Origin of the sequence: Zarconia navalis LEGE 11467, from assembly GCF_015207075.1 — a bacterium.
In the GTDB taxonomy this organism is placed as follows: domain Bacteria; phylum Cyanobacteriota; class Cyanobacteriia; order Cyanobacteriales; family Geitlerinemataceae; genus Zarconia; species Zarconia navalis.
The window spans coordinates 1-17,246 of sequence record NZ_JADEXN010000033.1; the positions used below are offsets into that span (position 1 = coordinate 1).

Annotated in this window: 14 protein-coding genes and 3 pseudogenes; 9 read left to right on the forward strand and 8 right to left on the reverse strand. The window is 49.1% G+C overall.

What is annotated here, in order from left to right:
• A partial coding sequence (locus IQ235_RS03200; RefSeq protein ID WP_264320054.1) for a sodium:solute symporter family protein occupies window positions 1–1,485 on the forward strand: 1,485 nt, incomplete at its 5' end.
• Here IQ235_RS03200 and IQ235_RS03205 read toward each other — a convergent pair.
• The 3 genes from IQ235_RS03205 to IQ235_RS03215 form a co-directional block, all read right to left on the reverse strand.
• Window positions 1,477–2,313 (reverse strand): NAD(P)-dependent oxidoreductase, encoded by an 837-nt coding sequence (locus IQ235_RS03205; protein WP_264320055.1) that lies wholly within the window; start codon window positions 2,311–2,313, stop codon window positions 1,477–1,479. The two genes, IQ235_RS03200 and IQ235_RS03205, sit on opposite strands and share 9 nt — an antisense overlap.
• Window positions 2,314–2,417: 104 nt before the next feature.
• Window positions 2,418–3,248: an SAM-dependent methyltransferase gene (locus tag IQ235_RS03210; RefSeq protein ID WP_264320056.1), complete on the reverse strand. Its 831-nt coding sequence runs from the start codon at window positions 3,246–3,248 to the stop codon at window positions 2,418–2,420.
• Between the two features lie 350 nt (window positions 3,249–3,598).
• Window positions 3,599–4,345, reverse strand: coding sequence for a CmcI family methyltransferase (locus tag IQ235_RS03215; protein WP_264320057.1), 747 nt, complete (start codon window positions 4,343–4,345; stop codon window positions 3,599–3,601).
• Between the two features lie 608 nt (window positions 4,346–4,953).
• Here IQ235_RS03215 and IQ235_RS03220 point away from each other — a divergent pair.
• Both IQ235_RS03220 and IQ235_RS03225 read left to right on the forward strand, forming a co-directional pair.
• A complete protein-coding gene (locus IQ235_RS03220; protein WP_264320058.1) occupies window positions 4,954–5,226 on the forward strand; it encodes a hypothetical protein in 273 nt (90 codons plus the stop codon).
• 266 nt (window positions 5,227–5,492) lie between these two features.
• Complete coding sequence (locus IQ235_RS03225) at window positions 5,493–6,326, forward strand: photosystem II manganese-stabilizing polypeptide (RefSeq protein ID WP_264320059.1); 834 nt, start codon at window positions 5,493–5,495, stop codon at window positions 6,324–6,326.
• Between the two features lie 247 nt (window positions 6,327–6,573).
• Here the strand turns inward: IQ235_RS03225 and IQ235_RS03230 are convergent.
• A pseudogene (locus IQ235_RS03230) lies at window positions 6,574–7,062 on the reverse strand (HepT-like ribonuclease domain-containing protein).
• A gap of 178 nt (window positions 7,063–7,240) precedes the next feature.
• Here IQ235_RS03230 and IQ235_RS03235 point away from each other — a divergent pair.
• The 5 genes and pseudogenes from IQ235_RS03235 to IQ235_RS03250 all read left to right on the forward strand — a co-directional run.
• A pseudogene (locus IQ235_RS03235) lies at window positions 7,241–7,548 on the forward strand (element excision factor XisH family protein).
• Window positions 7,529–7,654, forward strand: coding sequence for a PDDEXK family nuclease (locus IQ235_RS18825; protein ID WP_319592541.1), 126 nt, complete (start codon window positions 7,529–7,531; stop codon window positions 7,652–7,654). Before IQ235_RS03235 ends, IQ235_RS18825 begins: the two are co-directional and overlap by 20 nt.
• On the forward strand, window positions 7,642–7,983 hold the full coding sequence (locus tag IQ235_RS03240) for a XisI protein (protein ID WP_264320060.1): 342 nt from the start codon (window positions 7,642–7,644) through the stop codon (window positions 7,981–7,983). Before IQ235_RS18825 ends, IQ235_RS03240 begins: the two co-directional genes overlap by 13 nt.
• 226 nt (window positions 7,984–8,209) lie before the next feature.
• Complete coding sequence (locus IQ235_RS03245; protein WP_264320061.1) at window positions 8,210–10,861, forward strand: NACHT domain-containing protein; 2,652 nt, start codon at window positions 8,210–8,212, stop codon at window positions 10,859–10,861.
• 12 nt (window positions 10,862–10,873) lie between these two features.
• A pseudogene (locus IQ235_RS03250) lies at window positions 10,874–11,221 on the forward strand (HEAT repeat domain-containing protein); the annotation flags it as partial.
• A gap of 54 nt (window positions 11,222–11,275) precedes the next feature.
• On the opposite strand, the gene IQ235_RS03255 reads toward IQ235_RS03250, so the two are convergent.
• Window positions 11,276–11,524 (reverse strand): helix-turn-helix domain-containing protein, encoded by a 249-nt coding sequence (locus IQ235_RS03255; RefSeq protein ID WP_264320063.1) that lies wholly within the window; start codon window positions 11,522–11,524, stop codon window positions 11,276–11,278.
• A 2-nt stretch (window positions 11,525–11,526) separates the two neighbouring features.
• Complete coding sequence (locus tag IQ235_RS03260; RefSeq protein ID WP_264320064.1) at window positions 11,527–11,775, reverse strand: helix-turn-helix domain-containing protein; 249 nt, start codon at window positions 11,773–11,775, stop codon at window positions 11,527–11,529.
• A gap of 123 nt (window positions 11,776–11,898) precedes the next feature.
• Here IQ235_RS03260 and IQ235_RS03265 point away from each other — a divergent pair, with 123 nt between their 5' ends.
• On the forward strand, window positions 11,899–12,147 hold the full coding sequence (locus IQ235_RS03265) for a hypothetical protein (protein WP_264320065.1): 249 nt from the start codon (window positions 11,899–11,901) through the stop codon (window positions 12,145–12,147).
• Between the two features lie 143 nt (window positions 12,148–12,290).
• Here the strand turns inward: IQ235_RS03265 and IQ235_RS03270 are convergent, their stop codons facing one another.
• Together IQ235_RS03270 and IQ235_RS03275 are read right to left on the reverse strand one after the other, a co-directional pair.
• Window positions 12,291–16,289: a magnesium chelatase subunit H gene (locus IQ235_RS03270; RefSeq protein WP_264320066.1), complete on the reverse strand. Its 3,999-nt coding sequence runs from the start codon at window positions 16,287–16,289 to the stop codon at window positions 12,291–12,293.
• Between the two features lie 361 nt (window positions 16,290–16,650).
• Window positions 16,651–17,246, reverse strand: a 596-nt coding sequence (locus tag IQ235_RS03275; RefSeq protein ID WP_264320067.1) for a CHAT domain-containing protein, incomplete at its 5' end; no start/stop codon positions are given.

Sequence of the window (17,246 nt, forward strand, 5' to 3'; positions counted from 1 at the left end):
GGCTACGACGGGTCGATTTACCTCCTCGGCTGGACGGGGGGTTACGTGTTGCTGGCGCTGCTGCTGGCCCCCTACCTGCGCAAATTCGGCAAATATACCGTCCCGGATTTCGTCGGCGATCGCTACTACTCCAACGTTGCCCGCTTAGTCGCTGTTTTTGCCGCTATTTTCGTCTCCCTCACCTACGTCGCCGGACAAATGCGAGGGGTGGGAATCGTCTTCAGTCGCTTTCTCCAGGTAGATGTGAGTACTGGCGTGGTGATTGGGATGGCGATCGTTGGATTTTTTGCCGTCTTGGGAGGCATGAAAGGGATTACCTGGACGCAAGTTGCCCAGTACGGGGTGTTGATTATCGCTTATCTAATTCCCGCGATCGCCATTTCGATGTTGCTCACCGATAACCCTGTTCCCCAACTGGCATTTAGCTTTAGCGATATCGTCACCAAACTCGATGGGGTTCAGGTGGATTTGGGATTTGCTGAGTACACCCAGCCTTTTGCCAATAAGTCGATGTTGGACGTACTGTTCATCACCATCGCCTTGATGGTGGGAACGGCGGGACTTCCTCACGTTATCGTCCGCTTCTATACCGTTCCCAGCCCCAGAGATGCGCGCTTTTCGGCGGGTTGGGCACTGTTGTTCATCGCCATCCTCTACACCACCGCCCCGGCTGTTGCCGCCTTCGCCCGCTATAACCTGATCGACAGCTTACACGATCGACCCATTGAAGAGGTGCAACAACTCGACTGGGCGACGAAGTGGGAAAACACCGGTTTGCTGGGCTTTGAAGATAAAAATGGGGACGGGCGCTATCAAATTACCCCCGACGAAGCTACCAACGAGATCGAAATCGATCGGGATATCATGGTGCTTTCCACCCCCGAAGTCGCTCAACTCGCCCCTTGGGTGATTGCGTTAGTCGCGGCTGGGGGATTGGCGGCGGCTCTTTCTACGGCATCGGGATTGTTGCTGGTGATTTCTAGTGCGATCGCCCACGATGTCTACTACCGCCTCATCGATCCGGGGGCTTCGGAATCCCGGCGGGTGATGGTAGGACGGGTGATGGTGGGGTTTGCCCTAGCGGTTGCCGGATATTTCGGTATCAATCCCCCTGGCTTTGTCGCCCAGGTGGTGGCTTTTGCCTTCGGACTGGCGGCGGCCAGCTTTTTCCCGGCGATTATTCTGGGTATTTTCGACACCCGCACCAATAAGGAAGGGGCGATTTCCGGGATGGTTGTGGGATTGGCGTTTACGACGCTCTATATTATCGGGGTGAAATTTCAGGGGATGGAACCCTGGCTGTTGGGCATCTCGGCTGAGGGTATCGGGACTGTGGGAATGATGTTGAATTTCCTCGTCACCTGGAGTGTCTCTCGTCTAACACCACCTCCTCCAGCGGCGATCGTGCAGATGGTGGAAGATTTGCGTTTGCCCGGTGATGCACCCCAACCTCTAGGGGATGTGGGAGAAGAGGAGTTAGACTGAAAAATTCGCTTCTAGTTTTGTAATAATGTTATTAGCAATATCAGCCCGACTATCGATAACATTCGTTGCGATATGAGGGAAAATAAAGCAATTTTTATTATTGTTTAGAGGATGATGTATCGGTAATGGTTCTGGATCTGTAACATCAAGAAATGCATATTTTAGATGTTGGCTATCTAGAGCTTTAGACAGTGCTAAATGATCGCACACACCACCTCTAGAAACATTAATAAAAATAGCATTTCGTTTCATTAATGCAAAACTTGAATCATTAAATAATTGATATGTTTGTTTATTTAGAGAACAACTCACAATGATGACATCAGACTGAGATAATAGTGTAGAAAAAGGTTGATAGTTCAATCCCATTCTTTGCTCTATCTCTATTTCTCGAACGCGAGAGAAATAGTTGACTTGCGAACCGAATGCAATCGATCGCTTAGCGATCGCCTGACCAATTTTACCCAATCCGACAATTCCTACTTGTAGAGATGATAGAGTGTACCCCTTGCAATTGTATAGATAATGCCAAGTAACATCACTTGACTTAATATTCATATCTAGATCGAGACGACGAACAGCAAGCAATAATAAAGCTAGGCTGTAATCAGCCACTGCATCACAAAGTAAATGTTTTGAGGCATTATAGACTTGAATTTGATTCTGTTTACAAAAGTCAACATCAATATGATCGGTTCCAACACTAAGAGTTCCAATTGCCTTGAGTTGTGGTAAAGCTTGATTTAGAAATTTGGATTGTAACTTGTCTTTATAAGTACAAATTAATATATTGTAATCATCATAGGCAATTTCAAATAACTCTTCCATTGTCATCGATCGAAAATTTGGATACATAAAAACTTTCCACCTCAATGGAAAATTTTTATATACATCTTTTGGGAGCTGAGCTGTTACGAAAACCTTCATTATTATTAACGAGTATAAAAACATCCCCAGGATAATTTATTGTCTTTCATCTCGTTAACTCGGGTGTGCAAGTCTCGCTTAAACTCATTTAAATAATTTTCAGGAACCTGACTCTTAACTAGAATTGAATAGTTATTATCGATTCGATCTATCATCATCTTAAAATTCGTTTTTAGATGATGGGAAAGATCGAAATAAGTTATTTCTTTAAAGCCAGCATCAAGACACCACTTAAAATAGTCGCTAGGACGTGCTAACTGTGTTACGGCATTTTTACTAGTAAAGCTATCAAGCTCTGTTTGACTGACACCTTCACCGGCCATAATATCAGTAAAAATCAAGCTCCCATTTTCTTTAAGAACACGCTTACTTTCACGAATTATCTGTAGCTTATCACTCCCATGACAGAATGCCTCTTCACTCCAAACAATATCAAATTTTTCGTTCCAAGTGTCAGGTAAGTTGTCGAAACTAGTATTAACAATTGAAATAGAGTCTAGAATTTTGAGTTCTGCCGCTTTCTGCTGATTGAGCTTATTTTGATTTGGAGAAATATTAACGCAAACGACTTCACAATCATAATTCTTAACAAGAAAATGAGCTGCACTACCGGTTCCAGAACCCAAATCTAAAACTTTTGACTGGCTTAAAGCAGTATGCCTTTGAATGCATTCTGCCATAAATCGCATGATATTCTCAGTCGCCGTTTTGATATCATCAGAATCTTGATAAATTCCATAATGAATAGAGGTTTCCCCCCCACCCATAATCGTCTGGTAAAATTGCAATCCACGACTTGAATCATACTGCTCTAAAATAGCTTCAAAGCCACTCATAAACTTAATTCTTTGCTCAATTTTTAATAGTTTAATTTATATTGTAAGGCATTCGGTCGCTTTGGCTCCAAAAAGCGAAAATACTCTTATCCTATGTGTTCTTGGTCTGCTTTTTTGAGTCGAGCTATCTGTCAGGTGGTAAGCTGCTACTTATGACTCATGATTCCTACCACTGTTTGCTTAAGAATCTTTAATATTTATGTTGAGTGTGTTCACCTCCATCCCGAGCGATTCAGATGGAGAGGGAGTGAACGGTACCCTACACTTACTCGAACAGAAGTATAGATACCTCACTTAGGCTTACACTACTTAGGCTTACACTGTGGCTGAAAAGACCTCTTTAATTCTACTTACGCTTTCTTCAGAATAGAATTCCAGTTTTTAGAGCCATTGTAACCATAAATATCATGATAGTAAGTATCTACCAAGTACTCATCTTCATGGTTTTTTAACCAACTTCTTAAGTCTTCTAGCTTACGCCCTCCTTCTTCAATATTGTCCGCATCATCCCAGTTATCTTTCCAATACCCCCACATCAATGGGTTAGTGTCCTCGACAATCAAGTAATCTCCACTCATCAAACCCTGTTGGTGAAAATACTCTAACACGGCTACTAGGTTGACATGGGCATCTTCTATTACTAACCAAGGATGAGGAAGCTTAGCCAGCATCTGGGGAGTAAAGGTTGTAGCAATATTATTACTATCTCCTTGCAAGAAATCGACCCGCCCATCGCTTTTGGCATTTTCATCTAAGAGCGACAGATCGATATCCATGGAGTAAACCTTGCCTTCAATTCTAAATAGCTCCAAATGATCTGTAAGCCAAATCGCGCTTCCCCCGTTTAATGCACCAATTTCAATAATAGTTTGGGGTCGCAGTTCGTACAGGAGCATTGGGTATAGTGCGATTTCCATAACGCCTTTGTTAAGAACAATCCCTTTCCATGTCTGTAAATAGCTATTCTCTAACAGAGGAGTCCAAGCAGACCTTGGAAGATCGCAGCGGTCTTCACGCTGGGAAATTTTGATAAACCGATCGCTTTTTAACGGTTCTGTTTTATGTCTTGCTTGTTGAATTACATCTTGGTAACTCATTTAATTCTTTCCTTATTTTGAGATAAACTTAATGATACCGGTAAGCCGCGACTCGCAAAGCTGATGTTCTTTTTCGAGTAGCATTCAGTTCGTCAGAAGAGGCGCTTGCAAGCCAAGCATGTCGAGAAACAACTTGTTTGACCAGATGTTCCCAATACTTTGTATGATTCATTGGCCAGTGATGCTCTTTAACTAGCCTATAGTTGCACAAATCTCAGAAAACTGCTTTCCGAAAACGGAAAGCAGTTTTGTTAACGGTACAGTGGGGATGGTTTTAAATTTTGTCGTTACCTGGGGGTGATTTCGCCTGACACCACCTCCTCCAGCGGAGATCGTGCAGATGGTTGAGAATTTGCGCTTGCCCGGTGATGTACCTCCCGCACTAGCGGATGTGGGAGAAGAGGAGTTAGACTAAAAAACTCGATGCTGTGAGGAAATGGGTTGGGAGAAATGGGTCGTTTCTGGTCTCGATCGCCCTCGATGTTCTACCCAAATATTGAAAAGAGCTAAAGTCGGGGGCAACGATCGTTCACCTCTAACGGGATGGCGAGGTTGTAATCGCCCCAGCGTGACAAAATATCATTGTATTTATTGACGCCTATCTACTTATGTCTCCAGAGCTTATCCTCGCGATCGCCGCCTTAATTCTGTCTTGGATTATCTTTACTTGGCTGATTAAGATTGTTAAAACGACCTTCAGTACGGCGATCGTCGTGGCGGCGATCGTTCTGATAATGCAACTGTTTTTCGGCATTGGTTTCGATGCCATCCTCGAGGCAATTTTAAATTTACCTCAGACTCTTCAAGACATATTTAGCGGTGGCGAACCGCAGCGATCGAGTGCCTTCTCGACGTTCCTACTATCCTCGATCGTCCGGTAAACACAATTAGCCGATCTTTTTTGAGAATAGGGATCGTTACATATCATATTAATGCGATCGCTATATTTTCTGTATTAATTCGTTACATGAAAAGCCCAAACCCATGAGTATAAATTCCGGTTATAAAACAAGACGGGATCGGGGACGGGATTTTGATAAAATGCTTTTTGGTGCGATCTAAGTCGCAGAGCGTTCGCACACCCGCTCGCGCCGCGCGAGTTCTAGATTGCTCCAACCGAATTTTTTACAGAGCCTCGAAACATACTATGAGATATCGTTCATTAATAGTCGCACTTATTGCATTGTGTTTTGGTTTTCTCACCGCTTGCAGCCAGGTTCCCGATGTTAAGCTGAGCGACCAACCTTTTACCTACGATGAAATCAAAGATTCGGGCTTTGCCAACTTCTGCCCGCAATTGCGAGAAAACGCTCGCGGATCTATTCCCCTAGATAAGAGCCAGTCTTATTCCTTTGTCGAGATTTGCGTTCAGCCCACCAGCTTCTTTGTCAAAGAAGAATCCAAAAGCAAGCGAGCTGAAGCCGAATTTGTGGAAGCCAAACCCCTGACTCGATATACCACGAGTCTGAATCAAGTGTCTGGCGATATCGTATTCAACGACGATGGCAGCTTGACCTTCGTGGAAAAAGCCGGAATGGACTTTCAGCCGATTACCGTTCAGCTACCCGGTGGCGAGCAAGTTCCCTTCTTCTTCACCATGAAGGATCTAGTGGCCCAAACTCAACCGGGTTTGGAAAGCATCAACACTTCGACCGACTTTACGGGAGACTATCGCGTACCGTCTTACCGAGGTGCATCCTTCCTAGATCCCAAAGGTCGGGGTGAAGCGAGTGGATACGATAACGCCGTTGCCCTTCCCGCCGTTGCTGATGAAGATGAGTTAAAACGCTCTAACGTCAAGCGAACCACCGTGGGTGAGGGACGCATGACCCTGCAAGTTTCGCAAATCAACCGCGAAACCGGCGAAATTGCTGGCGTGTTCGAGAGCGATCAACCCTCCGATACGGATTTGGGAGCGCAAGATCCTCTCGAAGTGAAAGTTCGAGGAATCTTTTACGGTCAACTCCAACCCTCTGTGTAATGCCAGTTCGCAAAAAATGGGAGTGGGAGCGCTAAAGTTCGCCCTTTTGCCTCTCCTCCTTCCACGAACTTTCCACTCAGGTGTATCTTATAGAAACGATCGGGTGGAAAATTCACACCAAATCCCAGAGAAACTGATGGCTCTTGCTTTAGTTTCTCTGGGATTTAGTTTGGGATGATTTGGTTTAGTATCGAAAGACTGAATTTCGATCGAGCAAGTAGACTAAAGGCGAAATCGGGCATCAGACTTATTCTGAGGGTAACGGGGGTAATAAGTTTTCCACTTGCAATAACAAACTCGGTAAAATTGCAGTCACAATATCCCACAAAATATCCTGGTCAACGCGATCGTAACGGTGAATAATAATATTTCACAAACCCACCGCATTTCGCCAATCGATTTCTGTATGAGCCTCTTGAAAGTCCTCGGAAACTCGATTCGCGGCTTCACCCAATATTTCTAAATTTCGCTCGATAACCCGTTGTATCCAAAGGGTTTGCAAATAAGTTTGGCGATCGTGCATTGGCGATAAAACCTTGAATTTCTCGAATCGCTTGCGCCATATCCCAAAGCGCACTGGCATCGCGATTATTCGGCTGCATAGATCGCTCGATGTGTTTTTATCGCGGTTTGCAGTAATATTGACCCCGCAAAAAGTCGATCGTAAAAATCTAAAAAGCTGTAGGGGTAGTGCCCCTGTGCCTACCCCGATTTTGTAGATCGGGTCTACTTTCATGAAAATCGCTATAAGATTTCTGCTTTGCCGATGGCAGTTTGGGTTGCCAGGTTTTCAGGATCGAGATAGATCGCCATCAAGCTAGGTAGACATCTTTCGCGGTATTTTAATAGCAGTACGATCGAGGGCGAATTGAGAGATGCGATCGCCAAAACGATAATCTAACAGAAAATAATGAATGGCGGCTAAAGACCTCTTTCACAATGCAGTTAAGCAAGCACTCATTCGCGATCGATGGGTGATTACTGCCGATCCGCTCGTAAAATTGAAGAGGTCAAACTCGAAATTGATTTGGCGGCGGAAGGGACGATTGCAGCCCAAAAAGCCGGACGGAAAATTGCCATTGAAATCAAAAGCTTTCTCAATCCCTCTTCAATTACAGATTTTCATGCCGCTTTGGGACAATTCTTGAACGATCGTTTAGCATTACAAATGCGAGAAGCGCGATCGCGTCTTGTATTTAGCCGTGCCGATCGATACCTTTGAATCTTTCTTTCAAGAACTATTTGTTCGAGAAGCCCTTAAGGTTTATCAAGTCAAACTGGTTGTTTATCACCCAATTCAGGAGGTAATCGTTTTATGGAACGAGTAGAGCAATATCGTAGTTGTATTCGTCAATTACTGACTGCGAAAGCGACTCTCGATGGAAGTCAGTCCGATGGAGAAATTGAATGCCAACTCATCTTCGATACCGAACGCGATCGCTATCTACTATTAGATATTGGTTGGGAGAATCTCAAGCGGATTTACAATTGCTTCATTCATCTCGATATCAAAGATGGAAAAATCTGGATTCAGCGCAATATGACCGAAGCGGATTTAGCCCAAGAATTGATGGAAATGGGAGTGGCGAAAGAAGATATCGTTCTGGGGTTGCATCCACCGTATAAGCGTCCCCTAACAGGTTATGGAGTGGCTTGATGTGAGTGACTTGTGAAGGCAAATTCTAACTCTGCACTTATGAAACTGGCGGTAAAACGTTACTTCTTTCAATCGAGACTTTTTTTCTGGCTTTTTACAAACTGTTGTTACTGTACCTCATAAACCTGCAACGTGCTGTAAATAGATGCGTTACGTTGGCACTAATGCATCCTACGCATATACGCATCTTACGCATATACTCATCCGACAATCCTACATTTATACAATGACTTTTGAATTGGCGACGGCGGGTAAAATAATCGCACCACTGGCAGGTAAAGTTGCACCTTGTATTTTCGATAAGGTTCGCAGTCAAATTAATCCCAACGAAATTGAGAAAGCCCTGAAAGTTGGTATTAAAAAAGCTCAACAGCAAGAAGCGACTTTAGAGATATCTCAGCAATTATTTTATCGCTGTTCTCCAGACTATATTGAAACTTTTTTAGAGAAGTTTCTTAAAGAAAGTGCTGACGAACTTCAGAAGCCGTTAAATAACCAAGGCGAGCCGGATGTCAAGTATTTGGTGGAACTTTTCAAACGTCTTGCGGATGAAGATAAACATATTAATCTCGAAGGATGCGATCGCCGAATCGAACCGTGGCTGGAGGAATTCGTACGGGGGTATTTCCAGGAAACAAAAGCCTATTTGCGAATGCGGGTGGCGCGGGAGGATTATTTACAACAACTGGCAAATTACTACGATGATGTGAAATTTGCCGGGATTCGGGTAGCGGGACAGGAGACGGATAAATCGGAAAAGTTGGTGAATATTTTCGTGATGCCGGAGGTGGAGGAAGAAAAACGCCAGGATACAATGAGTTTTCCGATTGTCGATAGCGATAAAAACTGGTTAAAAGCATCAGTAAGAGAACTACAGCAAATAGAACAAAAAATATCATCAGAAAGTATCCCCGATCGCCAATCGGAATTACTGCGAGAACAGCGGTTTTTAGCTCAGAGAGAACGCAGCGGTAGACAGTTTTCGGCGGCACAGTTATTATCGCAAACTAAAGCCGAAAATGTGGTTATTTTAGGTGAGCCGGGGGCGGGGAAAACGACGCTGCTGAGTTATTTTGCGGTGGTACTCGCCGAGCCGGATTCGGTTCAAACTCCAGAACAACAAGCGATCGCCTCTCTACAATCTCAAGATTACTTACCGATCTTGATTCGGATTCGGGATTGGGCGCGAAATCTCGATCGCAACTTACTCGAATACCTGCGCTACTTCGCCGAAAACACCCTCCACACCAAAACCTTGCCAGAAAGCTTTTTCGATCGCTGGTTGGAGGCGGGACGGGCGCTGATTTTGCTCGATGGGTTAGATGAGGTGACGCAAGAAGCCCAGCGATACGAGGTGGTACGGCGGATCGAGAATTTTCTGGGGCGTTATCCCAGTAATGGCAATCGGGCGATCGTCACCTCTCGTCCTGCGGGGTACAAGCGGGACTTTTTCCGCACCGAGGCATTTCCCCATTACTGGCTGCAACCCTTTGGGGACGATCGCATCGAAACCTTTATCCATGCCTGGTACGATAGCCGCATCGCCGACAGCGCCGAAGCCCAACGCCGCCAGCAGAGTCTCCAAAATGCTCTCAATCGGAACGATCGCATCAAAAATCTGGCGCGCAATCCCCTGCTGCTGACGATTATCGCCCTGATTCACCGCTACGAGGCGCATCTGCCCAAACAGCGCCACAAATTGTACGATCGGGCGGTGGAAACCCTGCTGGTGAATTGGGATGCCTACAAGTCCTGGGAAGGGGATGGAGACACCAAAAATCATCTCTGCCAGCATTTGGAACCCGACGACTGGCGGCGCTTGATGGCGCAGGTGGCTTACTGGATTCATACTTGCGGAAGTACTGAGGATGAGGCTGGGGGAACCGTCATCGATAAAGACGAGTTAATCGATTTTTTGGCAGAGGCGATTCGAGGGTTAAAGTCGATCGAGCGCTACCAGGCAAAAGCGGAGGCAAAGCGGTTTTTGGGGTTCGTGCGGGAACGAACGGGACTGCTGAACGAACAGGGACAGGATTGCTACGCCTTCGTTCACAAGACGTTTCAGGAATACCTGACGGCGGAGGAAATCGACTATCAGGCGGATAACGAGGGGGAGTTCGACATCGTTCTCAACTGTATCGGCGATCGTCTCCACGATTCTCACTGGCGGGAGGTGCTGCTGTTGCTCATCGCCCAGCAAAAGCCGAAGAAGGCAGCCAAGGCAATTCGTCGGGTGTTGGAACGGGGAAGTAAATACGAGGAGTGGTTGCACCGGGATTTGCTGTTTGCGGGGTGGTGTCTGGCGGAAGATATCAAGGGGTTGAAGGGTGCGGATGCTGGGTTGTGTGATGAGGTGTCGCAGCGTTTGGCGGCGTTGGATGCGGAGGATGAGAAAAAGGTAGGCAGGCGAGTTCGGGAACAGGTCTTTGAGATTCTGTGCAGTTTGGAGGAGACAGCATTTGAAAAAGAGGCGCTGGCGCTTTTGAAAGAAGCGGAGATTGAGGAAGAGCGATTGCTGAAATATCGATCGGTGCTAGGGGAACGGAATGCCGTTGTTGAGATTTATATAGAACGTCTAGCGGATGAGGATTCGTGGGTGCGTTTGAGAGCAGCCTCGGCACTTGGAGGGTTGAAGGTGGCATCGGATGGGGTGGTCGATGCTCTTGTCCAATCTCTGAAGGATGAGAATTCGTGGGTGCGTGGGAATGCAGCCTGGGCACTTGGAGGGTTGAAGGTGGCATCGGATGGGGTGGTCGATGCTCTTGTCCAATCTCTGAAGGATGAAAATTCGTCGGTGCGTTCGGGAGCAGCCTCGGCCCTCGGAGGTTTGAAGATGGTCTCGGATGGGGTGGTCGATGCTCTTGTTCAATCTCTGTAGGATGAGGAGTCGTGGGTGCGTGGGAATGCAGCCTGGGCACTTGGAGGGTTGAAGGTGGCATCGGATGGGGTGGTCGATGCTCTTGTCCAGTCTCTGTGGGATGAGGAGTCGTGGGTGCGTGGGAATGCAGCCGAGGCGCTGGGAGGGTTGAAGGTGGCATCGGATAGGGTGGTCGATGCTCTCGTCCAGTCTCTGAGGGATGAGGGCTCGTGGGTGCGTTGGAATGCAGCCGGAGCGCTGGGTAAGTTGGGTAAGCAATCCGATACCGTTCTACCTGCCGTTGTCACCTGGATTGAAGAACACCAAGATTCCAAGTATCTAGGCAGTGGTATTGATGCCCTGTGGGATTTGGTGAAGTGAATTCGGAATGCGGAGATTCGGAAATACGAGATTGACGATGATTACGATCGACCCTCAGATGCGATCGTCTGAATTTTCGAGAAATTCCCCTAAATACAAACGTACGAACTCGGCGGCTGCCTCTCGATTCATCTCTTGCAGCGCTTTCGCAATCTCAGCGATGGTATCTCCGCTGGGATCGGTTTTTTCGTGAAACCAGCGAAATACCACAGAAGGTTTCGCCCCTAATGCAACAGCCAGTTTATTTTGGCTGATGTTGTGGGTTTCTAAAACTCGTCTGAGGGCAAATCCAGCTTTTCCCATTTTCAGGTGCGATCGTCGGAATTTTCGAGAAATTCCCCCAAATACAAACGTACAAACTCATCAGCCGCCGCCCGATCGAGACTTTGAAGCGCTTTAGCAATTTCTCTAACGGTTTCGGCTGTTGGATCTCGGTGTCCGTGAAACCATTTAAACACGATCGAGCGAGAGATACCCATCGTGACTGCCAATTTATTTTGGCTAATCCCGTAGGCTGTCAGTACTTGTCTGAGTGCTTTTCCGGCAGTTTCCATGTTCTCGATCGTGCCAGAGGACAGGAAACGAGTAAATGTAACCTTACTAGATGACAATAGGTGCTAGAATCAAAATGTCATCTTTAAAGATGACATTTAACAATCAATATTCTAAAAAATCCCATGTTTCAAAGCAATTCCAACGAACCCAACCCCGCCACACCTGCCCAAATGCGATCGAACGGCGATCGAGAAGCCGTCAAAATCATGGTTGTCGGTTCGCCAACCGCCGTCACCAAAATCATCCACACCCTCTACCGCCTCGGGTTTGCCGAAGTCACCGCCTGGAGTCCCCCCATCCCCACAGCCATTCCCGGCGAAGTGATGCGAGTTTTCGTCCGTCGAGTCAGCGTTGATGGCAATTCACAATAGAGTCAGCAGGATGCGCGATTACGGCGATCGAATTTATTCCCAACTTCCTTTAAAAATCCGCCGTAACGCATCAAAAATTAAACGATGAAAAAAGAGGCACGGCTTGCCGCACCCCTTTACCGTATCAAGAATCTAAGAGAGAGTTACTCCACTCCCTCAATGCGATCCTCAACCTCTTGATACAACTCCCGCAGCAACTGCAAGTTATTATCATCCGTCTCCCAATATCCCCGACCGTTCGCCTCTAGCAGCGTACTCACCACCTTCCGGAACGAATGGGGGTTCAAGTTCATCAGGCGATCGCGCATTGCCGCATCCTTGACAAACGTCTCGTTACTGTCTTCGTACACCCAGTTATCCACCGCGCCGGCCGTGGCACTCCAGCCCACCGTATTCACCAGCCGCTTCGAGAGTTCCCGCACCCCTTCGTAGCCGTGGGAGAGCATCCCTTCGTACCATTTCGGGTTCAGCAGCTTCGTCCGCGCGTCCAGGCGCACCGTCTCCGAGAGCGATCGAACTTGGGCGTTAGCCGTGGTGGTATCCGCAATATACGAGGCCGGTTGCTTGCCGTCACCGCGCAGGGATGCCACCACCTTCGTCGGATCGGAATCGAAATAATGGGACACGTCCGTAAGGCTGATTTCCGAAGAATCCAAGTTCTGGAACGTCACGTCCGCCGTCTTCAGCGCCGCCTCGAACACGCCCCGATCCTGTTCCATCGTCCCCGGATTGTCGGAGTTGAAGGCAAAGGATTTCCGCGTCAGGTACATCTCCTGTAATTCCTTTTCCTCATCCCAGGTGCTGTTCTCCACCGCTAAGTTCACGTTCGCTGCGTAGGAACCCGAGGCGTTGGAGAAGACCCGCGTTGCTGCTTGGCGCAGGTTCACCCCCATTTCCTCCGCTTGGGCGATCGCATGTTTGCGAATGAAGTTCATCTCTTCGGGTTCGTTGGCCTCGGCGGCCATCTTCACCCCTTTATCTAACAGGTTCATCTGGTTGATAAACAAGTCCCGGAACACCCCAGAACAGGTAATCACCACATCGATCCGGGGGCGGCCCAACTCCTCTAAGGAAATCAACTCCAGCTTGTTCACCCGTCCCAGGGCATCGGGTACCGGCTTCACCCCCACCATCCACATAATCTGGGCTAGGGATTCGCCATAGGTCTTGATATTATCCGTCCCCCACAGAACGCTGGCGATCGTCTCGGGGTAGCGGCCCCCATTTTCTTGCTTCTGCCGATCGATTAATCGATCGACCACCACCTTGGCCGACTTCACCGCCGCCGCCGTGGGAATCGCTTGGGGGTCTAGCGCGTGGATGTTTTTCCCGGTAGGCAACACGTCGGGATTGCGGATCGGATCGCCGCCGGGCCCCGGTTCGACGTACTCCCCTTCCAACGCCCGCAGCAGAGAACCTAACTCGTTATCGGCGCAGACTTGTTTGAGGCAGAACTTCAGATACTCAAATAGCGGCTTGATGGCTTCGGTATCCACATCGCCGTATCCGGCATCCCGCAGGGCATCGATCCAAGGTTCCTTCTTGCCGAATTGGAACAGACCCCGCTTGCCATCGAGTTCGATGCGACCTTCCTCGTCGGTGCAGTCTGCCACCATAGATGCCACTGCCGCCCGAGTTGCCTCGGTAATCGCTTGCAGCAACTCCACATCGACCAATACGCCGCGATCGTTATTGCGATAAATCTCGTCCAAATTCCGACCCAGGCTGTTGGCGATAATCCGGGGCAATCCCAGAATCTCCTCCTCTTCGCGATCGAGACTGGCAATATTCACCAAGGTGGCGATCGCCTCTTCCGCCGTTGGGGGCTTACCAATCACGTGCAACCCGCAGGGCAACAATCGCGATTCGATTTCCATCAGCCGCCGATACACCGCACCGACGACGTTATCTCGTTCCTCGGCCGTTAAATCCTTGGCATCGGCTTCGGGCAATTCGACATCGTTATCCAGATTCACCAGCCGCGCCTTATCGACGATCGTATTCACGATCGCCACTCCGCGCCCGGTATCCTTCAGGGTTTGGTAGGACCCGATCAACTCGTTCAACTCCTGCAACCCCTTATACAGCCCCGCATTCTCCGCCGGGGGGGTGAGGTAGGAAATCGTCTCCGCGTAACTGCGACGCTTGGCAATCGTCGCCTCGCTGGGATTGTTCGCCGCGTAGTAATAGAGGTTGGGAATCCCGCCAATCAGGTTATCGGGATAGCAATCCCCCGACATCCCCATCTGTTTCCCCGGCATGAACTCCAACGACCCGTGGGTGCCGAAGTGCAGCACCGCATCGGCTTGCCAAATTTGCTCGAGATAGGTGTAGTAGGCCGCAAATCCGTGGTGGGGGCTAGCAGAACGGGAAAACAGCAACCGCATCGGATCGCCCTCGTAACCGAAGGTGGGCTGCACGCCAATAAATAGGTTACCGAAGGACTTGCCGTACACCAGCAAATTTGCCCCGTCGGAGTTCAGATGCCCTGGCGCTTCTCCCCAACTCTCGTGCAACCGTTCGTAATAGGGGGTGAGGCGTTCGTACTCCACCTTCGACATCCGATAGGCGACGTTCAACTCCGGACTGGCATACTGGGCCGTGGCATCGTGAATCACTTCCTGCATCAGCGCTTCGGGGGACTCGGGCAAATCCCGCACGTCGTAGCCGTTGCGCTGCATCGCCACCATCACTTCGTAGATACTGCCGAATACATCCAGGTACGCCGCCGTTCCCACATTGCCTTTATCCGGGGGGAAACTGAAAATCGTAATCGCCAGCTTTTTATTGAGTTTGGGCTTCCGGCGCAGACTCGCCCACTTCACCGCCCGTTTGGCCACCGCTTCTACCCGGTCTTGAAGCGCGATCGCTTTTCCGGTCATCCCATCGCGGCCGGACATGACAATCGGTTCGATCGCCCCATCCAACTCGGGAATGGCAATTTGCAATGCCACCTGAATCGGGTGCAAGCCCAAATCGCTATCCTCCCACTCCTCGGTGGTTTGGAACACCAGCGGCAGCGCCACCATATAGGGCCGGTTCAATCGCTGCAACGATTCGATCGCCTTGGGATGGTCTTGTCGCGCCGGGCCGCCTACCAGGGCAAACCCGGTCAGGGACACCGTCGTATCGACCAGGGGGCGAGCATTTTCGGTATCCTTACTGCCCTTCTCCCAGAAATACTCATCCACCGGCTTCGAGAAATCCAACCCGCCAGCAAACACCGGAATCACCCGCGCCCCCATGGCTTCGAGTTCCGAGACGATCGCCACGTAATGGGCATCGTCGCCGGTCACCAAATGGGTGCGCTGCAACACCAACCCGACGCAGGGGGCGAGGGGATCTTGCAAATCGCCGGGAATATCGGCGCGATTCTGATACCAATCGAGATATTCCTGCGCGTCCTCGAACATCTTCGGGGCGAGGGGATGCCAGATGCCCATATCCGGGTATACCACCGGGTCTTGGTATTGCAGGGTTCCGGTCGTTGCCCCGTTATCTTGGAAGACGTATTTATCCGCCAGCATCAGCAGGAAGTTTTCCAGATTGTCCGAAGAACCCCCCAGCCAGTACTGGAAACTGAGCATGAAATTGCGCGCGTCCTGGGCTTTGTCCATGGGCATGTATTTCAACACCTTGGGCAGGGTGCGCAACAACTTGAGCATCCCATCCTGGAACGAGGAACCGGACTTCTCTTTACGCTTGCGCATGAACTGGGCGATCGCACTTTTGGATTGACCCAATTGCGCCATGGAGAAGCTACCCATCTTGTTGAGGCGCATCACCGCCGGCATGGAGGGAAACACCACCGCCGCATCGAGGCGATCGCGCACCGGAGTCACCGCTTCAACGACCTTTTCGGCTAAATCTTCAATAAAAATCAGCGAGGCGATGAAGATATTCGCCTCGGCCACATCTCTTTTAAAATCTTCGTAATTGTCCCGATCTCGCAGTTCTTCGATTAGGTAGCCGCTAATTTCGATCGCCACGTTGGGGCTTTTGGCATTAATCGATTTCACCGCTGCCGATAGCGCACTCTGATACTGGGACTCTAGCACCACATAGACCACCTTCAGGAGGGCGCGACCGTTGAGATTCTCCGGCGCAATGTGACGAATGGTGGGCTTGACATTGGTGAACATTTAGTGTATATCCTCTCGCTGCGATCGTGTCCAAAAACCTCGACTGATGTCAGTGTTGACTCAGCTTCCACAGACTATGTTTGTACCAAAAAACGTCCACTCGCGCGCGCTCTAGCCCCCGATCCGAAACAATTTGATATAAAAAACGCAATACTTGTTTACACTTGTTTATTAATATTAAGTCTATCGCTCTTATTAATACTTCAAATAAATTAACAATTACAGCGGTCTTCACTCAGTTGTGTCGTTTGAGATCGAATAGTTTCACCGGAGTGTAGGGTGTGACGAGATCGAGGTTAAGCGCATTTGGATTGGAGGATACTGGTTGGTTCTGGGGTTTTTCGCTCAAATGCGCGCGCCCCTACAGACCCTGCCGCCATTCGCCTTGGACGACAAACGCCGCCCACTCATACGCCGGTTTCCCATCTCTCATCATCTCCAACTGCGCCGCCCGCATCGCCGCAGTTGCCGTTAACCCCTCGTCGAGCATTTGCTGATAGAATTTCTCCATTAACTCGGAGGTGGCGTAATCGTTGACACTCCACAAACTTACCGCTACCCGCTTCGCCCCTGCATACATAAATCCTCTTGTCAACCCTACGATTCCTTCGCCTTTAACGTTGTCGCCGATGCCAGTCTGACAGGCACTCAACACCACCAACTCTGCTGGCAGGGTGAGGTTGAAGATGTCCTGGAGGCGCAAGAAACCGTCTTGGGGCGTACCGTCGGTATCGAAGAGGGAGAGGACGATACCGTGCAAGCTGGGATGTTCTTTTCCCACGCAGCCGTGGGTTGCCAGGTGGACGATTTGGTAGTTGGCGAGTTCGTCGCTGGTGGCGGTAGCGCGGGATGCCTCGAAACCCATGGCTTGGAAGCGTTGGGATTCTGGGACAAGGGAAAGTATGGACTCGGCTTCGGTTTTCGTCTGTTCTAAGCGATCGAAACTGGTACAAGCGG

Bases quoted from the DNA above. Each gene is read 5' to 3' on its own strand.
- IQ235_RS03205 (WP_264320055.1), bottom strand. From the start codon at position 2,313: ATGGAAGAGTTATTTGAAATTGCCTATGATGATTACAATATATTAATT.
- IQ235_RS03210 (WP_264320056.1), bottom strand. From the start codon at position 3,248: ATGAGTGGCTTTGAAGCTATTTTAGAGCAGTATGATTCAAGTCGTGGA.
- IQ235_RS03215 (WP_264320057.1), bottom strand. From the start codon at position 4,345: ATGAGTTACCAAGATGTAATTCAACAAGCAAGACATAAAACAGAACCG.
- IQ235_RS03220 (WP_264320058.1), top strand. From the start codon at position 4,954: ATGTCTCCAGAGCTTATCCTCGCGATCGCCGCCTTAATTCTGTCTTGG.
- IQ235_RS03225 (WP_264320059.1), top strand. From the start codon at position 5,493: ATGAGATATCGTTCATTAATAGTCGCACTTATTGCATTGTGTTTTGGT.
- IQ235_RS03240 (WP_264320060.1), top strand. From the start codon at position 7,642: ATGGAACGAGTAGAGCAATATCGTAGTTGTATTCGTCAATTACTGACT.
- IQ235_RS03245 (WP_264320061.1), top strand. From the start codon at position 8,210: ATGACTTTTGAATTGGCGACGGCGGGTAAAATAATCGCACCACTGGCA.
- IQ235_RS03255 (WP_264320063.1), bottom strand. From the start codon at position 11,524: ATGGGAAAAGCTGGATTTGCCCTCAGACGAGTTTTAGAAACCCACAAC.
- IQ235_RS03260 (WP_264320064.1), bottom strand. From the start codon at position 11,775: ATGGAAACTGCCGGAAAAGCACTCAGACAAGTACTGACAGCCTACGGG.
- IQ235_RS03265 (WP_264320065.1), top strand. From the start codon at position 11,899: ATGTTTCAAAGCAATTCCAACGAACCCAACCCCGCCACACCTGCCCAA.
- IQ235_RS03270 (WP_264320066.1), bottom strand. From the start codon at position 16,289: ATGTTCACCAATGTCAAGCCCACCATTCGTCACATTGCGCCGGAGAAT.